The organism is Catellatospora tritici (assembly GCF_019083965.1).
Taxonomy (GTDB): Bacteria; Actinomycetota; Actinomycetes; order Mycobacteriales; family Micromonosporaceae; genus Catellatospora; species Catellatospora tritici.
Map to the genome: position 1 here is coordinate 38,350 of NZ_JAHRCY010000007.1, position 16,401 is coordinate 54,750.

A 16,401-nucleotide genomic window follows, 5' to 3' on the forward strand; every position below is an offset into this window, starting at 1 on the left:
CACCGCGCGTGCAGTTCATAGTGGTTGGCCTTACCTTTGGGACTTGACCAAAGCCGAAGCGGCTCGTTCCCTGCCTAAGAGGGGCGATAGGTATGTGGGCACCGTGGTATGGATTACCGAGTCCGGCGCCTTGATCGAGCTGCTGCCTGGGCGGATAGGTATCCTGCACATCTCTAAGGTGGGCGGGGGCAAGCGCGTCCTGCGGGTTGAGGACTTCCTCAATCTCGGTGACGAGATCGAGGTCGAAATCGCCGACGTCGACTCTCGCGGCAAAATCTATCTGGACAAGGTGCTCTCTGACGACGAGCGTTCAGCACCCGGTCGCCCGGAAGCCCCTGACCGACCCGCCAGCCGTCGGCGCGCGGACCGTGGACCGCGTTCAGCCGCTGGCACCGGCCGCGATGCAGACGAAACTGATCAACGCGGGTCCACATGACCATGCATGAATGTTCCAGGGTGGCGTGATTTGGACCACGCACGGTGAGTTTGATCTTGGCGGGGGCTAGTGCCTAAGTTTCACATCAGTTGTATGATAGAACGTATGAAGTCCCGTGTGACGCTCTCACTCGAAGAGAGCACGCTCAACTACCTCGCCCGTCGAGCAGAAGCCGAGACGGGCGGCAATGTCTCGGCTCTCCTGGAGCGCGTCGTCCAGGCCGCCGCCGTTGCCGAGTCCGCCAAGCTGCACGCCGCCTGGTTCACAAACCGTCCCGGCTACGCCGACACGGCCGAGGCTGAGCGGTACGCCGCGTGACCCCGGTCCGTGGCGAGGTCTGGCGATACACCCCCGCCGTACCGCGCCCCGGTCAGTCGACGCTACGGCTGATCGTTAGTAGCGACGGCATCAATCGCGTGGAAGAGCTGCCCGTGGTGCTCGCCGTGCACATCGTTGATACCGACCCTGGGGGCTTGCTCGCGGTCGCCGTGCCGCCGCACGGGTGGGCAACGGCGCTCACCATCGAGCCCGTCATGCGGTCCCGTCTGAGCGAACACATCGACAGCGTCGATGCTGGGACGCTGGACAACGTTTCGGCGGCACTTCGCGCAGCTCAGGACCTCTAGCGAGCCGAAAATGCCGCCGGGGAGGGGGTAAACCCGTCCCACCCGTCCCACCTGTCCCATCGCAGCTCAACCCTGGGACGGGTTTTTTGGTGGGACGGGTTAAGCCGTCCCACCGATCGCTTCGGTCTGGTTCAGTCCACCGCTTTCCATGTCTCCCAATCATCGCCAACTTTGGTCGTCTCGATCAAAGACTTCTCCAGACTGCCACTCCGCCGTTCTTGCTGAGATCGCTGGATGGTCGCTCCGAGCGCGCTGATTCCCTCGGCAACCTGCTCTAGCTGCTTAACCACGGAGTTGAGCGTGGTCGGCGCGGCCCAGGCGCCCTCATATGGGGTGAGGTCAACGAGATAGGTCGCCTGTGGTGCCGGCCCGAACGGGCCTTCGCAGTCGACGGTGAACGTGCACTTGAGTGGGGAGTTTCCCTTGAACGGCTGAAATCCGACGTCGAAGAAGAACTGCATCTTGTGGCCAGGTGGCATCGTCTTGATTCCCTCAGTGAAGATCGCCCACTCATGCATCTTGGTGCCATCCGAGCGAAGCATCTCGTCAGGCGCCACAATCCGCACATTCCTGGCGACCGACGGGCCGATGTTGGCAATGGTCAGCACAAAGACACCCGGATCGTTCGCACCTGGCGCAATGTCCACCACCACCATTGGCTCGAGCGCTTCGCGCCGCGCTTGTCGGTTGGCCGCCTCGGCCTGCTCCGCCTGGTCGATCTGCCGAAGCAGCAGATCAATCTGCTTCCGCCCGAGGTCAACCTGATCCCGCGCAATCTGAGCCTGCTGCCGCGCCGTTTCTGCCTGCTCCTGTGCAGCAGTAGCGGCCCTGTCCGAAGACGCCGCCTGAGCCTTCGCCGACCGGGCCGACAGCGCCGCATAGAACACCCCTGCCAGAGCCGCCAGGGAGATCACCACCGAAATGCGCTCGGCGTTGAACCAGTGAAGGAAGTCAGAAGCTCCGCTCATGCGGCCAGTGTATGAAGGTAGTTCCAGATCACGTTCGGTGCCGGAAACGGAACCACCTTTGGCCAATCTTTCTGCAGGTCAACACCTCTCACGGACCTGTAATGTCCCGTGGGGAGGGGGTAACCCGCCCCCTCCCGTCCCATCACAGCTCAACCCCGGGACGGGTTTTTGGTTGGGACGGGTTAAACCGTCCCGAAGATCATCTCCGGCGTGATTCCCACGCTTAGCTGGTCACCACGACGAGCCCGACCCAGGACACCTTGTCGAACTGATACAGCCAATTGGTCACTTCTTCCACACCTAGTGCTCTGGCCGCATACGTTCGCCGGGTTGGTCAGGCCGCTGCGGTGAGTGGGCGTCCGCCCCAGCGGATGCCTTTCTCGCTGCGGACGCGGGCTCGTTCGCGGCGTTGGGCTGCCAGCACGTCGGGGTGGCGGGCGTTGGCGTTGCGCCAGCGCAAGTAGGCGTGCAGTGCCCGGGTCTGAGCGGTGTGATTGCGGTGCTGGGAGTTCGCGACGGTGAACTGCCGCAGCGGGCCGAAGTGGGCCTCGATCGGGTTGGCCCAGGACGCGTAGGTCGGGGTGAAGCACAGCTCGACGCGGTGCTTCCTGGCCCAGTGGCGGATCGTGTCGCCCTTGTGCGCGGACAGGTTGTCCATGATCACGTAGATCGGGGCGCCGTCGGGGCGGGCGGCGCGGATCGACTTCAGCGCGGCCAGGGTGTTGGCGGTGCCCTTCCTGCGGCGGTTGACGCCCCACAGCCTGTCCTCGCCGACCGAGTAGCAGCCGTGGAAGTAGCGGACGCCGTGGGTGCGGCGGTAGGTCGCCGGCAGCCGCTGGGGGCGTCCCTGCTCTGCCCAGCCGGCTCCGGCGGTGGGGCGGATCCCGAGGGGCCCGAACTCGTCGAACGCGAAGACCCGTTGCGGGAAGCGGTCCAGGACCTCCTCGATCCGGTCAAGCTTGGCGTCGCGGTCGGGGTCCGGGGACTCCTTCCACGTCTTGGTCCGCTGGAACGTCACACCGCGGCGGGCCAGCAGGCGGCGCAGGGCCTCGCGGCCGACGCGGATGACCCTGCCGTGGACGCGGCGCAGGTAGGCGGCGAGTTTGCGCAGCGACCAGCGGGTGAAGGGCTGGCCGAGCTTGGCCGGTCGGGTGGTGGCCGTCGTGACGACGAAGTCCTCGTCGTCAGCACTGAGCAGGCGGGGACGGCCTCCCGCCCACTTAGGGTCCAGGCAGGCAAGGCCGATCTCGTTGAAGCGGTGGATCACGTCACGGACGGTGTCCTCGTCGCCCTGGACCAGTTGGGCGATCACCGGGACGCGGTTGCCGCCAGCGGAGGCCAGCAGCATCATCGCGCGCCGGTAGCGCACCGAGCTGGTGCTGCCCCGGCGCACGATCTGCTGCAGCTTCTGCCCTTCCTGGTCGGTCAACCTGCGCACACGGACAGGCTCGGCCACCTTGCCTCCAGCGGTCGGATCGGATGTCGTGCTACATCCAATCGCGACATCCGTCAGTCCGAAAAACCTCCCCGGTCAGAGCGCGCAGGCGAGGCCAGTGACTGATGCCCGCCACCGCTCACCAATCCCCATCTCAATGGTGACCGCTGAGGACATCGCGCTGCCGCCAGGACTCGAGCGGCTCGGCCACCGCCCGGTTCCGCAACCAGATCACCGCCTCAAGCAGCGCCCGTGCCGCCTCCAACGGCGAATCGACCTGACGTTCAGAAGCCTCCTCGATTGAATGCATCCCACAGTCGACACGACCGTCGCACCGCACCTCGATCGAACTGTCGATGTCCCAGGGTGGTCCCACACCGGACGAGCCGCCCCGATTAAAACTTCCGAGACCCACTGTGAACGAAACGTCGTCCTTCTCAGCGCAGCCGAACAAATCCGTCTGGCCCTGCGGCAGACGGTGGAACTCGATCCCGCTGCCAGTCCAACTCGGCCGAACGCCCAGATGGTCGGCGAGCAATCGAATCTGGGCGTCGGCTTGCCGCAGCAGGTCCGACACTTCACCGGCATCATGCAGGCCAGGAAACACCCAGCCCAGGTCGCCGTCGGACAACGCAATGATCTCCATGGCATCGAGTCTGACCCGACCGAGCCTGGGCGTCGAGTCAACTCTGCCTGCCCGAAGAGGCACAGCCCTGGGTCGCGGCGAGGACAGCACCATCTGGGGCGGTCCTCGTCTCATCGCCGCAGCTTGAGTTGCCGCGCACCGCACGAACCTGCTGCTGAAAGATCGCGACCACGCACGCGGTCTGGCAACGCAGGACTGGCACCATCCCCAGTCACGATGTCGGGGCTAGCGACACCCAACACCGTGAACGTTTGTGGCCAGAGCACTAGTTGGCCAAGCCAAGTGATGGAGCTGCGTAATCGGCAACAGACGAACAGTGGATTGGCTTGGCCAGTTCTCTACCTCTAATGTCACACGCTGTGACCGTTCGCAACCGCATGCCGATCGCCGTACTCACAGCTGTTGTCGCTGGCCTATGCGTCTCAGCGTGCAATGCGAAGGCGCCATCTGGCGCCGTGGCGGCACCCCCGACAGCCAGCAGCTCGCCACCAGCGCCTTTGACCGACCGGGACGGCGATGGGTTTCTGGATTCCGCGGATCTCTATCCAGACGATCCGACCAATACACCGAATCCGGTAGTGACAGCGGACTGTTACCTTGATCCCGACTTTGGAGCTAAAGGCCATTACGTTATCAGCGTCGATGTGAATCGACGACCGATCTTCACTGAGGCGTGGGCAGAAACGCCTGAGTCGTGTGACGTAATACGCGGAGGTACGCCGCCGACGCCTATCGAAGTCACCGCGCTTGAGACTGCGAAATATGAGGTTGAGGACCTCAAGTACCTGTATGAAATCTGTGCCGAGGTCCAGAAAGAGGATGTCTACGCGGGCAGGGACTTTGCGGCGTCATCAAGTCAAATTCCTGAGATCAGCGGAGCGCTCGTACTGTGCCCGACGCATCCCCACGCGGCCGCATGGAAGAAGTCCATCGCTCGGGGAAGAATCAGAGCCGGCCTGGAACAGCAGGGGCGGGTCTTCGGATCGGGAACCTACCTGGTTGGCAAAGAGATCAAACCTGGTACGTATGCGATTACTGGCGACGTGACTAGTTGCTATTGGGAGCGCCAGGATCGCAACGGGAAAATCATCGCAAACAATTTCATTCTGGCCGCCCGACGAGTTCAAGTCACGATCAGGTCGTCGGACTATGCCTTTCATTCAGATGGCTGCGGCGAGTGGAGCCCTGCGTAACGCGGTCCAGCCTCGGGAGAACTTGCCAAGTAGCTGTGGCAGGTGGCCAACTAAAGCTGGCGTTCACATCCGGCGGCGCACCTAACGGGAGTACAGGTCGATGACGGTCGCCAGGTAGAGCCAGCCCTGTTCGGTAGGCAGGTAGGTGATGTCGCCGACGAACCGCTGCCCAGGCGCGACGGCGGTGAAGTCACGCCCGAGCAGGTCCGCTGCGGGCGCACCGGTCGGGTCCTGCCGCGTCAGGCTCCTGCGACGGCGGCGGGTGATCCCGACGATGCGCCGTTGTCGCATGATCCGCTCGACCTTCTTGCGGTTGACCGGTCGGCCACGTCTGCGCAGTTCGGCGGTGATCCGCTTGGACCCGTACGCGCCCCGGTTCTCGGCATGGATCGTGCTGATCTCGCGGGCCAGGTCGTCCTCGGCGGCCTTCCGCAGGGCCCGCGCAGGCGTGGCGGCTTCCCACGCGTAGAACCCGGAGCGGCCCACGCCCAGGACCCGGCACAGCCGCTTCACACCGTAGGCGCGGTGCTCAGAGATGAACCGGTAGCGGCAGGTCATCGACCCATCTCTTTCGCAAAATAGGCGGCTGCCTTGCGCAGGATCTCCTTCTCAGTCTCCAGGTCGGCGACCCGTCTACGCAGCCGGCGCAGCTCGTCGCGCTCATCGGCGGACAGCTCACCTGGAGAGGCCGGCCGCGCGGGGGCCTCGGCCTTTCGCACCCACCCGCGCAGCGTCTCGTGACTAACGCCCAGGTCGCGGGCCACCTCGTTGATCGGACGGCCCGACGATTGGACCAGCCCGACCGCATCACGCCGGAACTCGTCGGTGTACTTCGATGGACGCCCCAACGGGGACACTCCCTTCCCTGGATCAACATCCAGTTTCAGGGTGTCCACCCCCAGGGTGGAAGCTCAGCCTCTGGTCCTAGTCCACACGTGCCAGCCCAGAGCCGCCCCGTTGGTGCCGACCAGCGCCAGCATGACGAGTAGGTAGACCAGGGAACGGCGGCCCCTCCCGCGAGAGCCGCCGAGCCACCGCGCCGTCACCACGCCCGCAGCTGCAAGAGCCGCCCATGCCCAGCCGAGATAGCCCAGCGGCCACCAGGGGTCCGGCCACCGTACGGCGAACGCAAGGTACGTCAGCAGCCACGGCGTGTGCACGACGACCAGGCGCACGCGGTCCGGTTGCGCCACCAACGACCACCAGCAGGCGACGGCGTGAGTGCCGACGACCGCTGCCGAGCAGGCCGCGAACGTGGCCACATTGTCGAGCTGGGTCTCGCCGAACATGTGGAAAAGGCCGGCGACGCCGCCGAACAGGCCGCCGAGGCAGGCTGCCAGCAGAGACACGAAGAGGCCGCCAGTGGCGGCCCCGACGCGCGGCTTTGAAGTTTTGTTGATCTCCATGCAGGCGAGCGTAGATCAATCGATCAAGCCGTTTCAGTGCCCAATGCTGCGACAAGAAGACCCATGCCATCCGCTCCGGTAGCCACCGCAGCGGCGCCAGCGTCAGCAAGGCGCTGCTCTTTGCCAGGCTTGTTCGCAAAGCCGATACATGGAACGCCAACTGCGACGGACACCTGCACGTCGGTCACGGAGTCACCGACAAGCACTGCCGCGTGCGGCACAGTGTCCAGCTCAGAGAGGGCTCGCAACACGGAGTGTGGGTGAGGCTTCATCCGCGCTGGGTCTGCGTATGCTCGGCCAACTACCCTGCCGACATACTCGTCGACGCCATGGATTTTCAGGTATGCCCTGATTGCTGGCTCCGAGTTGTTACTCACGACCGCAAGCGCCTTCCCCGCACGCCAGACGGCGCGTATGAAGTCGTGCGCGTACGGCGCAGGTTCGGCAACCTTGACAGCAGCGACCTCGGCGTTCACAAAGCGCTCCTCCACCTCCACGAGCACCTGTCGCTCTGAGGCTGCCGCGAAGCGCAGGACCTCCAACGGGTCGTTGTGCCGCTCGATTGCTACCGGCATGGCGACACCATGGTCACGCAGCACCTGGCGCAACTGGCTCGCAACATCGAAGTCCGTGATGCCAGAAAAGACGGAGCACACCGGGCCGTCGAAGTCGAGAAGCACAGTGTCGGCGTTAGCCAAGAGAGGCCGTACGTCTTCGAGGTCACTCACTCGTGCACCTCGTACGCGATGGTGTCCCATACCGAGTCGAACCACAGTTGTGCCTGCTCGATGAACCGAGGGTCAGTCGCCGTCGGGTCATCGGTCGGCACGAAGTGCAGCAGGGTGGCGTCCTTTCCCATAGCGTCAAAGATCGCCACGGGCTCTCCCTTGATCGAAACCGTGTGCTCGGCCACGGGGTAGAACCCGAAGAACGCCTCCTCTCGGTTCAGGATGTAGAGCTTGAACAGCGGCCCGGCACGGTGCACCCGCACCTCGGCGCGCGCCCCCTGGAGCAGCCCGAGATCGGCCAGCTCCGACACCGTGTCGGTGATCGCCTCCGTGTGGCGCCGGACGATCCGATGCATGCGCTCCCGAACACGGGGGTCGTCATCACCACCGCCAGCGAGGCTTGGCAACGCCGCTGGTTGCTGCATATCCGGCAGCAAGATGCGAATTACCAGCGACTTTGGGGTTAGCTGACCAGCCCGAATCTTGTCCAGCGGCTCCGCCAAGACCCCGTGCAGCGTCTCGGCGCCGAAGCCTGCGAAGTCGAGCGTCACCCGATCCCGGCCAAACAAGTCCTCGACGTGCGGCCGAAGGCCCACCGGGCGCTCGGTCTGAGCGCGCACGAAGGCGCCACTTCCCTGTCTGCTCACGATCAGGCGTTCATCCCTGAGCACTCGTAGGGCGCTTTTGACCGTCTCACGGGCCACGCCGAACCGGTCAGCCAGGTCCGACTGAGTCGGGAGGCGTTCACCAGGTCCGAATACACCCGTGCGGATCGCAGCGCGTAGCACGTTCGCCACCTGCTGAAACGGCGGGCGCTCATCGTCGGGGTCTAACTGCCCCAGCGCTTCTAGCTGGCTACTCATGCGCGAAGCCTACACCTGACTAGCCAAGCTAGAGAAGTTTCGGATTGGCACTTGACTTGGCTAGCCAAGCTGTCCTACTTTCATGACATCGCCAAGTTGGCTAGCCAAACCGGCCAACTTTCGAAGGCTTGGCGGGCCGAGGCACTCCGGTGTCCAGTCCTGCCGATGTCCGCTTGCTCCTTGAGAACTTCACAGCGACAGGAAGACAGCGCTCGGGGGTCGTCCCGAGAGCCCTGCATGAAGCCACCTGGTGGTAGCGCCCAGTAGGTCCTGGGAGCGGCGGGAGACGAGTAGGACGGGTCTCGGGCGCTGGCATTGCCGCACGTAAATGGCGATTTCCGTCGGGCTGGGTGCTGCCAGTCCCAGCCCGCGCGGAAGCCGCCACATGACGGCTGAACGAGAAATGCCCTGGCGGGGCTCCACCCCCGCCAGGGCTTGCATCTCATCTCTCCTGCTCAGAAGGGACTAGCGATGCCTGTCCAGGCTATCGTGTCGGCTGCTGCCGACGAACCGGCTGGTCTGCTGACCGCCGATCACCCCCTGGCGGCTGTGGCCGCCCGCAAGTGCCAGAACTCCCACCTGCCTCACCTGCTGCCCGCGCTGGTCGCTGGCGTTGCATGCGGCGGCTGCTGGGCCGATGTCGTGGTCGCTGACCTGGTGTTCGCGATCGAGAACGGGTTGCCCTGGGACATCGAGGTAGACCCCGAGTACATCGATGAGGTCGCGGTCGACCGGGCTGTGCGTCTGGCGCTGGAGACCAGCGCCGACGACGAGGCCGCGTACGCCCATGTCGAGCTGACGACCGGCGAGCGTGCCGAGGTTCGCCAGCGGCTGGCCAGCATCCGGCAGCGCCGCAACCGCCGCTACCGGTTCGTGTGCTCCCGCGCAGCTGCGGCACGTCGGGAGGCCGGGCGATGACCAGTCAGCTTGACCTGTTCACTGGTGCCCCGGTCGTCCAGGCGCCGCAGCCCGCGCCTGTCGTGCGCCGGGCGCTGCCGGAGTTGGCGCTGGGCGAGGTTCGCTACCGGTCGTTCGGCGGCCAGCGTGACTGCGATGACTGCTGGTCGGCGCAGAGCGCGGCGATAGCCGCGGGCGTCCCGGTGCCATTGCGGCGCCGGGCGACCAGCGTCCGCGAGACGTTCACGACCAAGACACATCTGTGCAAGCCGCATGAACTGGACCGGCAGGAGTGGGAGCGGTGACGCCGCAGTCCGGGCCGGTCGCCGTGGTGCTGACCGGCGCCCGCCACGACGTGGCTGGCCTGCTGCGGGTGCTGGAGCAGGTCACTGCTCTATCGGACGTGTCTGACCCGATCCCGTCCGGCGCCTATGACGTGCGGGTCACCGCGACCGTCAGCCGCCGCTACCCGCTGACCGGGGGCGCGCGATGAGCGACAAGACCCCGACCGCGGACCAGGTCGCCGACGCGGCCACCTCCGCGCTGCTGCGCCACCTGGTCAACACCGGCCGCGCCCGCGAGGTGCTGGCAGACATGACCCCCGAAGACCGCTACGAGGTGCTGGCCGCCGACGCCCGCGCCCGTCGCCGCTGACCTGAGGAGCCCCCGATGAGTCTGATCAGTACCGTCACGGCGGCCCGCACCGAGGCCGCCGAGCAGCGCCGCCTGGACGCCGACGCCGAGGTCGAGCGCCAGGCCCGCGCGGCGCAACTCGCCCTGGAGGTCGAGGCCGCCAAGCGCGAGTCGGCGCGGCAGGACCGGGTCGCTGCGGAGCAGGCCCGTGCCGAGCAGGACGCGGCCAAGGCGGCCCGCAAGGCTGCGGGCAAGACCCGCCAGGCCGCTGCCTGGCAGGTGCGCGTCGCCACCGCCCGCAAGGTGGGTGAGGGGGCGCTGTGGATCGGCCCGATCCTGGCGCCGATGGCCGTGGCGTGGGTCGGTCAGGTGCAGTTCGCGATGGGCGTGCTGGGCTGGCCCGTGTGGGCGGCGCTGGTGTTCGCCGCCGCGTTCGAGCTGACCACCGCCTATGTCGCCCGGCTGGATTTCCTCGCCCGGCACGACGGCGACTCCGGCACGGTGTTCCGGGCGGCTACGTGGTTGTTCGCGCTGATCGCTGCCGCGATGAACTACGCCCATGCCGCAGGCCCCGGCATGGCACCGACCGGCGCCGCTGTCGCCTACGGGCTCATGAGCTTGACGGGCATCGCGCTGTGGGAGCTGCTGTCGCTGTACCGGCACCGCAAGCACCTGCGCGACACCGGCCTGCGCCCGGCGCCGCTGCCGCGTTTCGGGCTGGCCCGCTGGACCAACTTTCCCGCGATCACGTGGATGGCGCGGCGGCTGGCCATCCGTGACGGGCACGCCACCGTCGAGGCGGCGTGGCAGGCGGCTACGGCGTACTGGACCGACCGGGCGGCAGCCAAGGCGACCGGCATGAACGCCAAGACCATTGCCGCCAACACGCCGCCAGCCAAGCCCGTCAAGGTCCGCACGACTGCCGCCAACGGCGACGGCATCAGCGAGCCGGACCCGCGTCCGGTGTCGGCGCCGCCGCTGCCCGGTGGCCGCGCCAACGCCGCCAAGGACGTGGCCAAGGTGGCGGCAGCTCACCCGGACTGGAAGCCCGCACAGATCGCCGCGAAGCTGCGCCTGTCTGAGCGCACCGTCCGCCGCTACATGCCCGGCGCTGCTGTGGAGGTGGCGGCGTGATGGCCGAGTACCAGCACCCGGACGACACCTACCCGGACATGCGCGCCGACGACAACCTGTCCTACCAGTTGTCGGCGCTGGCCGCGTGGATTGACGGACGCCTGGACGACGAGTACGCCGACCGGCAGATGGCCCTTGAACGGGCGCTGGACTACGTCCAGTGGCTGGCATACCGGGCCGAGCAGATCAGCCGACAGCGCCTCATACCGCTGCTGCCCGTCGACCGCACCGAACCGAACGCACCCGGTGCCGGTGTCGGCACGCTCCCGATCCCGGCGTTCCCCCGACGCTGACCGCCAACCGTCCTGGCCAGGGCTCATCACCCCTGGCCGGGAGCGGTGGCCGCCAGACCGGCGACCAGGGCGCAACCCGCGCCCGCCACCTGGACCGAAGGAGTCCGCCACCATGGCGAACGAGACCACCCTGACCCTGGTCGGCAACCTGACCGCTGACCCTGACCTGCGCTACACCCCGGCCGGTGTCGCGCTGTGCAAGTTCTCCGTGGCCAGCACTCCGCGCGTGTTCGACAGCGCCAAGAGCGAGTGGCGCGACGGAGACCCGCTGTTCATGAACTGCATGATCTGGCGCGACATGGCCGAGAACGTGGCCGAGTCGCTGCGTAAGGGCGCCCGTGTCGTGGTGACCGGGCGGCTGCGGCTCAACCAGTGGACCACCCCGGAGGGCGAGAAGCGCAGCGGGTTCCAGCTGGACGTGGAGGACATCGGGGCGTCGCTGCGCTACGTCCGCGCCGAGGTCAAGAAGCTCGTGCGCACCGGGGGCGGGCAGGCCGCCGCGAGCGGTGACAGCCCGTGGGAGACCAGCGGGGCCGACCCTGAGCCGCCGTTCTGACCGGTCGTGGCCGCTTCCGCGCGGGCCGGGCTGCGGCCCGGCCCGTCGCGGTGGCCGCCACTCGGGCGGCAGAGGGAGGAACAGTGCTGCACATCGACGACCCGACCCCCGGCCAGGTGCTGATGATCCGGGCGGACCGCTCGGCCCGGCGCTGGCACGTGGCGATGTTCATCGCCGTCGTGACGACCGGGGCTGAGCTGGGCTGCTGGCTGGGCGGTGCGCCCTGGTGGCTGCTGGCGGGCCTGGCCGCCGTCGCGGCGCCGGGCATTCTGGCCGCCGCGATCCTGCACCGGCTCTACATGGCCGACGTGGCGCGGGTGGAGGAGTTCTTCGACCCGGCCGGCACGGACGACACCGGCAAGTGAGGCCGTGCGGGACACGGCCCGCCCTGCCAGGGCAGCCGTGTCCCGCCACCCATTCTCACCAAGGAGCTGCGTTCATCATGACGATCCGACCTGGCAACCATCCCGACGACGACCCGAACGGCGACGAGTACACCGACGCCGAGGTGTTCGACCTGGACACCGCCCGCGCCCGACGCGGCGCGACCAGCCCCATCGACTGGGACGCCTACGAGGCCGAGCTGATCGACGACGAACGCGACCAGTTCGACACCGACGACCTGCCCGCCGTCAACCCGGCCAGCGCGTTCGCGGCCCCGGCCACCAGCGCGGACCGGCGGGAGATCGTGCCGCCGTGGCTGCGCTCACGCGCGCAGCTGCGCGCGGCGGCCCGGTGGGCGTTCGGGCACTACACCCACGTCAGCCTCTACCACCTGTCCCGCTCACCGAAGTACGGGCTCCGGCTGGCCTGGCGTGCGCCGTTCGGGGTGGCGCGGGTGCTGGGCGCGGTGTGGCGGTGGGTGTCGGACGCCGAGGGGCGTCCGGTGCGTCAGGCCGTGACGACCAGCCCGAACGCTGAGCTGTACATCAAGCTGGCCGACCGCCGTGACGCGCGGGTGCGGTGGCGCTCCACCGTCCTGACGGTGCTCCTCGCCCTCGGGGTGCCTGCGGCGACGGTGCTGCTGGTGCTGGCCGGTTCCTGGCAGCGCTGGCTGGCCCTCGCGGCTGCGGTGCTGCTGTTCGGTGCGCTGGGCAGGCCCAAGGACGTGCCGCTGCTGGACACCGCGGTCGTCAAGCCGCGCGTGCGGCGCCTGACCGCCGATGTGGTGGAGCGGGCGTTTTTGGCCGCCGGGCTGTGCAAGGCCGACGACATGGTGTCGTTCCCGCAGCCCATCGCCCGCGACGGTGCGGGCTGGCGGGCGGTGGTCGACCTGCCGTACTCGACCACCGCCAACCAGGCCATCAAGCGCCGCGACCAGATCGCCGCCGGGCTGGACCTGGACGAGGTGCAGGTGTGGATGGACCGGGTACGCGGCTCATCCGGGTCGGCGCGCCGCCTGGTGCTGTGGGTCGCCGACGAGGACCCCTACGCCACCAGCAGCGGAGCATGGCCGCTGACCGACCGGGGCAGCGTGGACGTGTTCGCCACGTTCCCGTTCGGGCAGGACCAGCGCGGCCGTGAGGTGCTGCTGCAGCTCATGTTCACCTCGCTGCTGGTCGGCGCGATCCCGCGCATGGGCAAGACGTTCGCCGCCCGCCTGCCCGTGCTGGCCGCAGCCCTGGACCCGTCCGTGGAACTGCACCTGTACAACGGCAAGGGGCCGGTGGACTGGTCGGTGTTCGAACCGATCGCCCACCGGGTCGGCTGGGGCGTGCGCGACGACGTGGTGACGGCGTTCGTGGACGACCTGCGCGGACTGGTCGCCACGATGAACGACCGCTACGACACCATCGGCACCCTGCCCGCCGACATCTGCCCCGAGGGCAAGGTCACCAGGCAGATCGCCGACAAGCGGTCGTTGAAGCTGTGGCCGATCCTGCTGGTCTGCGACGAGTTCCAGCGCTACTCCCAGCACCCCGAGCACGGCAAGGAGATCGTCGCCTTGTGCGCTGAGCTGTGCAAGGTCGGCCCGGCGGTCGGGATCATGCTGATCCTGGCCACCCAGAAGCCCGACGGCAAGGCCGTGCCGACCGACCTGCGCGACAACATCGGCACCCGGTTCGCGCTCAAGACCATGACCTGGCAGTCCTCCGAAGCGGTACTCGGCGCGGGCTCCTACCCCGCCGGATACGACTCCTCCCGGTTCCAGCGCTCCCACAAGGGCGTGGGCATCCTGCTCGGCGCCGACGACTCCGGCGCCGTGGAGGAGGCCGTCACCGTGCGGACCTACTTCGCCGACAAGCACGCCGCAGACACCGTCGTGGCCCGCGCCCGCGTCCTGCGGGAGCAGGCCGGGACCATCACCGGCCACGCCGCAGGCCACCAGCCCGAAGCCGTCGCCCGCGCGGCCGACACGCTGCTGGACGACCTGCTGACGGTGTTCGGGGGTGAGCCGAAGCTGTGGAGCGCGGTTCTGGCCGCCCGGCTGGCCGAGCTGCGCCCCGACGTGTACGGCGGCTGGGAGGCCGAACAGGTCGCCGCCGCGCTCAAGCCGTACGGCATCGCGGGCGGGCGGCAGGTCTGGGGCACCGACCCCGACACCGGCGACAAGGGCAACCGCAAGGGCGTCCACCGCGCCGACATCACCGCCGCCATCACCGAACGTGACCGCCGTAGGCGCGCCGGATAACCCCGGCGGGCGGCCCCGGAGGGGATAGACCTATCCGGGCGACCCGATAGACCTATCCCCTCCGCTAGCCCCCGAACCGAACCCCTGCCAGGACGCTAACTCTCTAGCGGCCCTGGCCCCGCGCACCCCGAAACCGCCCTGGAGGCACCCGGTGGACTCGTTCACCGCCCCGCTAGTGATCCTCTGCCCACTCCTCACCGTCGTCACGCTCGGTTACCTGCTCACGTGTGTGCTCTGGCCGTTCGGACCCTGCCGCACCTGCGACGGCACCGGCAAGCGCCGCGCCCCGTTCGGCCGCGCGTTTCGCGACTGCACCCGCTGCAAGGGCACCGGACGGCGGCTGCGCACCGGCCGCAAGCTCCACAACCACCTCACCCGCATGCGCCGCAACGGCACCCGCTGAACAGACAAGGAGACCACCGTCATGTCTCTGACCTTCACCGACATCTTCTGCGGCGCTGGCGGCAGCTCGATCGGGCTGACCGGCGCCGGGTTCGATCTCAAGCTGGCCGCCAACCACTGGCCTACCGCGATCGACACCCACGCCGCGAACTTCCCCCACGCCGAGCACCTGTGCGCCGACGTGAACAACTACGACATGCGCGCCCTGCCCACCACCGATGTGCTGTGGGCGTCGCCGATCTGCACCGAGGCGAGCCCGGCCGGCGGCTCGTCGCCCAAGCGGCCCAAGCAGGCCAAGCGGCGCCCGCGCGGGCAGCTCGACCTGTTCGAGCAGGGCGGGCACGTCGCCCAGGCCGGTTTCGAGCGCACCAGGGCGACGTTCCATGACGTCATCCGCGCCACCGAGGTCCACCGCTACGCCGCCGTGCTGGTCGAGAACGTGCCCGAGGTCGCGTGGAAGTGGGAGCTGTTCGAGTGGTGGTGCTCCGGCATGCGGCTGCTGGGGTACCAGCAGCAGACCGTGTCAGTGTCGTCGGCGCACGTCGGCGGGGACGGCAACCCGCACGCGCCGCAGTGGCGCGACCGGCTGTACCTGGTGTTCACCCGCACCGGCATCCCGGCCCCCGACGTGGCGCCCCGGCCCCTGGCGTGGTGCGAGCCCTGCGGCGCCGACGTGCACGCCGTCCAGGTCTGGAAGAACACGCCCAAGGTCCGCCAGTTCGGCAGGCTGGGCGCCTACCGCGACCAGTACGTGTACGTGTGCCCCAACACCGCCTGCGGACAGGCGCGGGTCGAGCCGTACGTCATGCCCGCCCGCGCGGCCATCGACTGGACCGACATCGGCGAGCGCATCGGCGACAAGGCCAAACCCCTCGCACCGGCGACCATGGACCGCATCCGGCACGGCCTGGACAGGTTCGCCGACCGGCAGACCCTCATCACCGTCAACCACGGCGACAGCCACAGCCGCGCCGTCCCCCTCGATGGCGGGCCGCTGCCCACCCGCACCCTGAAGATCGGCGAAGGGTTCACCACCCCGCCGATGCTGGTTCCTGCGGGCGGGTCCTGGAACACCGAGCCCTACCAGGTCGGCGGGCCGATGCGGACCCGCACCGCCCGCGAGTCCGAAGCCCTGGTCACCGCCGAGCCGTTCGTGGCGGTGCTGCGCAACCACGGGACCGCCCACAGCGTCGCCCGCCCGTTCCAGACCATGGCCGCCGGGGGCGGGCATCACGCCCTGGTCATCCCGTACCGCAAGGGGAACCAGCCCACCTGCACCGACTCCCCGCTGCACACCATGGCCACCCACGACAGCGGCGCCCTGGTCCGCCCGGCCGTCGCGGTGGAGGACTGCTACTTCCGCATGCTCAAGCCCCGCGAGCAGCTGCGCGCCCAGCGGTTCCCCGACACCTACCAGGTACGCGGAAACGTCTCCGAGCAGACCATGCAGGCCGGAAACGCCGTGTCCGCCAACGTCGCCCAGTGGCTCGGCACCCGCGTCATGGCCGCACTTGACAGCCGCACCCCCGCCTGACCAGCCAGCAAAGGAGCAC

Annotated in this window: 21 protein-coding genes and 2 pseudogenes; 15 read left to right on the forward strand and 8 right to left on the reverse strand. The window is 68.1% G+C overall.

The features are described from left to right. Positions 1-67: 67 nt before the first annotated feature. From KUA19_RS42875 to KUA19_RS17200, 3 genes and pseudogenes are all read left to right on the forward strand, one after another. A pseudogene (locus KUA19_RS42875) lies at positions 68-436 on the forward strand (S1 RNA-binding domain-containing protein); the annotation flags it as partial. A 105-nt stretch (positions 437-541) separates the two neighbouring features. Beyond that, entirely contained in the window at positions 542-754 is a 213-nt protein-coding gene (locus KUA19_RS17195) for a hypothetical protein (RefSeq protein WP_217397023.1), read from the forward strand. A gap of 98 nt (positions 755-852) precedes the next feature. Then, positions 853-1,062: a hypothetical protein gene (locus KUA19_RS17200; protein WP_217397024.1), complete on the forward strand. Its 210-nt coding sequence runs from the start codon at positions 853-855 to the stop codon at positions 1,060-1,062. A 131-nt stretch (positions 1,063-1,193) separates the two neighbouring features. Here the strand turns inward: KUA19_RS17200 and KUA19_RS17205 are convergent, their stop codons facing one another. From KUA19_RS17205 to KUA19_RS17215, 3 genes are all read right to left on the reverse strand, one after another. After that, a complete protein-coding gene (locus tag KUA19_RS17205; RefSeq protein WP_217397025.1) occupies positions 1,194-2,030 on the reverse strand; it encodes a DUF8453 domain-containing protein in 837 nt (278 codons plus the stop codon). 334 nt (positions 2,031-2,364) lie between these two features. After that, on the reverse strand, positions 2,365-3,486 hold the full coding sequence (locus KUA19_RS17210) for an IS630 family transposase (RefSeq protein ID WP_217397026.1): 1,122 nt from the start codon (positions 3,484-3,486) through the stop codon (positions 2,365-2,367). A gap of 133 nt (positions 3,487-3,619) precedes the next feature. After that, positions 3,620-4,111, reverse strand: a complete 492-nt coding sequence (locus KUA19_RS17215) for a hypothetical protein (protein WP_217397027.1) — start codon at positions 4,109-4,111, stop codon at positions 3,620-3,622. Positions 4,112-4,470: 359 nt separating this feature from the next. On the opposite strand from KUA19_RS17215, the gene KUA19_RS17220 reads away from it, so the two are divergent. Next, positions 4,471-5,304, forward strand: a complete 834-nt coding sequence (locus KUA19_RS17220; protein ID WP_217397028.1) for an Rv1352/Rv1906c domain-containing protein — start codon at positions 4,471-4,473, stop codon at positions 5,302-5,304. An 84-nt stretch (positions 5,305-5,388) separates the two neighbouring features. Here the strand turns inward: KUA19_RS17220 and KUA19_RS17225 are convergent. The 5 genes and pseudogenes from KUA19_RS17225 to KUA19_RS17245 form a co-directional block, all read right to left on the reverse strand. Further along, positions 5,389-5,862: pseudogene (locus KUA19_RS17225) on the reverse strand (IS3 family transposase); the annotation flags it as partial. Beyond that, complete coding sequence (locus KUA19_RS17230; protein ID WP_217397030.1) at positions 5,859-6,200, reverse strand: transposase; 342 nt, start codon at positions 6,198-6,200, stop codon at positions 5,859-5,861. The gene KUA19_RS17230 and the pseudogene KUA19_RS17225, both read right to left, overlap by 4 nt. 15 nt (positions 6,201-6,215) lie before the next feature. Then, a complete protein-coding gene (locus KUA19_RS17235; RefSeq protein WP_217397031.1) occupies positions 6,216-6,710 on the reverse strand; it encodes a hypothetical protein in 495 nt (164 codons plus the stop codon). 23 nt (positions 6,711-6,733) lie between these two features. Further along, positions 6,734-7,438 (reverse strand): HAD family hydrolase, encoded by a 705-nt coding sequence (locus KUA19_RS17240; RefSeq protein WP_217397032.1) that lies wholly within the window; start codon positions 7,436-7,438, stop codon positions 6,734-6,736. Beyond that, a complete protein-coding gene (locus KUA19_RS17245) occupies positions 7,435-8,301 on the reverse strand; it encodes a winged helix-turn-helix domain-containing protein (protein ID WP_217397033.1) in 867 nt (288 codons plus the stop codon). Before KUA19_RS17245 ends, KUA19_RS17240 begins: the two co-directional genes overlap by 4 nt. 471 nt (positions 8,302-8,772) lie before the next feature. Here KUA19_RS17245 and KUA19_RS17250 point away from each other — a divergent pair, with 471 nt between their 5' ends. The 11 genes from KUA19_RS17250 (at position 8,773) to KUA19_RS17300 (ending at position 16,382) form a co-directional block, all read left to right on the forward strand. Then, positions 8,773-9,219, forward strand: a complete 447-nt coding sequence (locus KUA19_RS17250; protein ID WP_217397034.1) for a hypothetical protein — start codon at positions 8,773-8,775, stop codon at positions 9,217-9,219. Further along, positions 9,216-9,503, forward strand: coding sequence for a hypothetical protein (locus KUA19_RS17255; RefSeq protein WP_217397035.1), 288 nt, complete (start codon positions 9,216-9,218; stop codon positions 9,501-9,503). Before KUA19_RS17250 ends, KUA19_RS17255 begins: the two co-directional genes overlap by 4 nt. Next, positions 9,500-9,691, forward strand: coding sequence for a hypothetical protein (locus tag KUA19_RS17260; protein ID WP_217397036.1), 192 nt, complete (start codon positions 9,500-9,502; stop codon positions 9,689-9,691). The genes KUA19_RS17255 and KUA19_RS17260 overlap by 4 nt, the downstream gene beginning before the upstream one ends. After that, positions 9,688-9,852 (forward strand): hypothetical protein, encoded by a 165-nt coding sequence (locus KUA19_RS17265; protein ID WP_217397037.1) that lies wholly within the window; start codon positions 9,688-9,690, stop codon positions 9,850-9,852. The genes KUA19_RS17260 and KUA19_RS17265 overlap by 4 nt, the downstream gene beginning before the upstream one ends. A 15-nt stretch (positions 9,853-9,867) precedes the next feature. Further along, positions 9,868-10,965, forward strand: a complete 1,098-nt coding sequence (locus KUA19_RS17270) for a DUF2637 domain-containing protein (protein ID WP_217397038.1) — start codon at positions 9,868-9,870, stop codon at positions 10,963-10,965. Next, the gene (locus KUA19_RS17275; RefSeq protein WP_217397039.1) at positions 10,962-11,258 is read left to right on the forward strand and encodes a hypothetical protein; all 297 of its coding nucleotides are present in this window, start codon (positions 10,962-10,964) and stop codon (positions 11,256-11,258) included. The genes KUA19_RS17270 and KUA19_RS17275 overlap by 4 nt, the downstream gene beginning before the upstream one ends. A gap of 112 nt (positions 11,259-11,370) precedes the next feature. Next, on the forward strand, positions 11,371-11,814 hold the full coding sequence (gene ssb / locus KUA19_RS17280) for a single-stranded DNA-binding protein (protein ID WP_217397040.1): 444 nt from the start codon (positions 11,371-11,373) through the stop codon (positions 11,812-11,814). Between the two features lie 83 nt (positions 11,815-11,897). Continuing rightward, a complete protein-coding gene (locus KUA19_RS17285) occupies positions 11,898-12,179 on the forward strand; it encodes a hypothetical protein (RefSeq protein ID WP_217397041.1) in 282 nt (93 codons plus the stop codon). A 77-nt stretch (positions 12,180-12,256) separates the two neighbouring features. Continuing rightward, entirely contained in the window at positions 12,257-14,446 is a 2,190-nt protein-coding gene (locus KUA19_RS17290; protein WP_217397042.1) for a cell division protein FtsK, read from the forward strand. A gap of 151 nt (positions 14,447-14,597) precedes the next feature. After that, positions 14,598-14,849, forward strand: a complete 252-nt coding sequence (locus KUA19_RS17295) for a hypothetical protein (protein WP_217397043.1) — start codon at positions 14,598-14,600, stop codon at positions 14,847-14,849. A 21-nt stretch (positions 14,850-14,870) separates the two neighbouring features. Then, a complete protein-coding gene (locus KUA19_RS17300) occupies positions 14,871-16,382 on the forward strand; it encodes a DNA cytosine methyltransferase (RefSeq protein ID WP_217397044.1) in 1,512 nt (503 codons plus the stop codon). Positions 16,383-16,401: the final 19 nt, after the last annotated feature.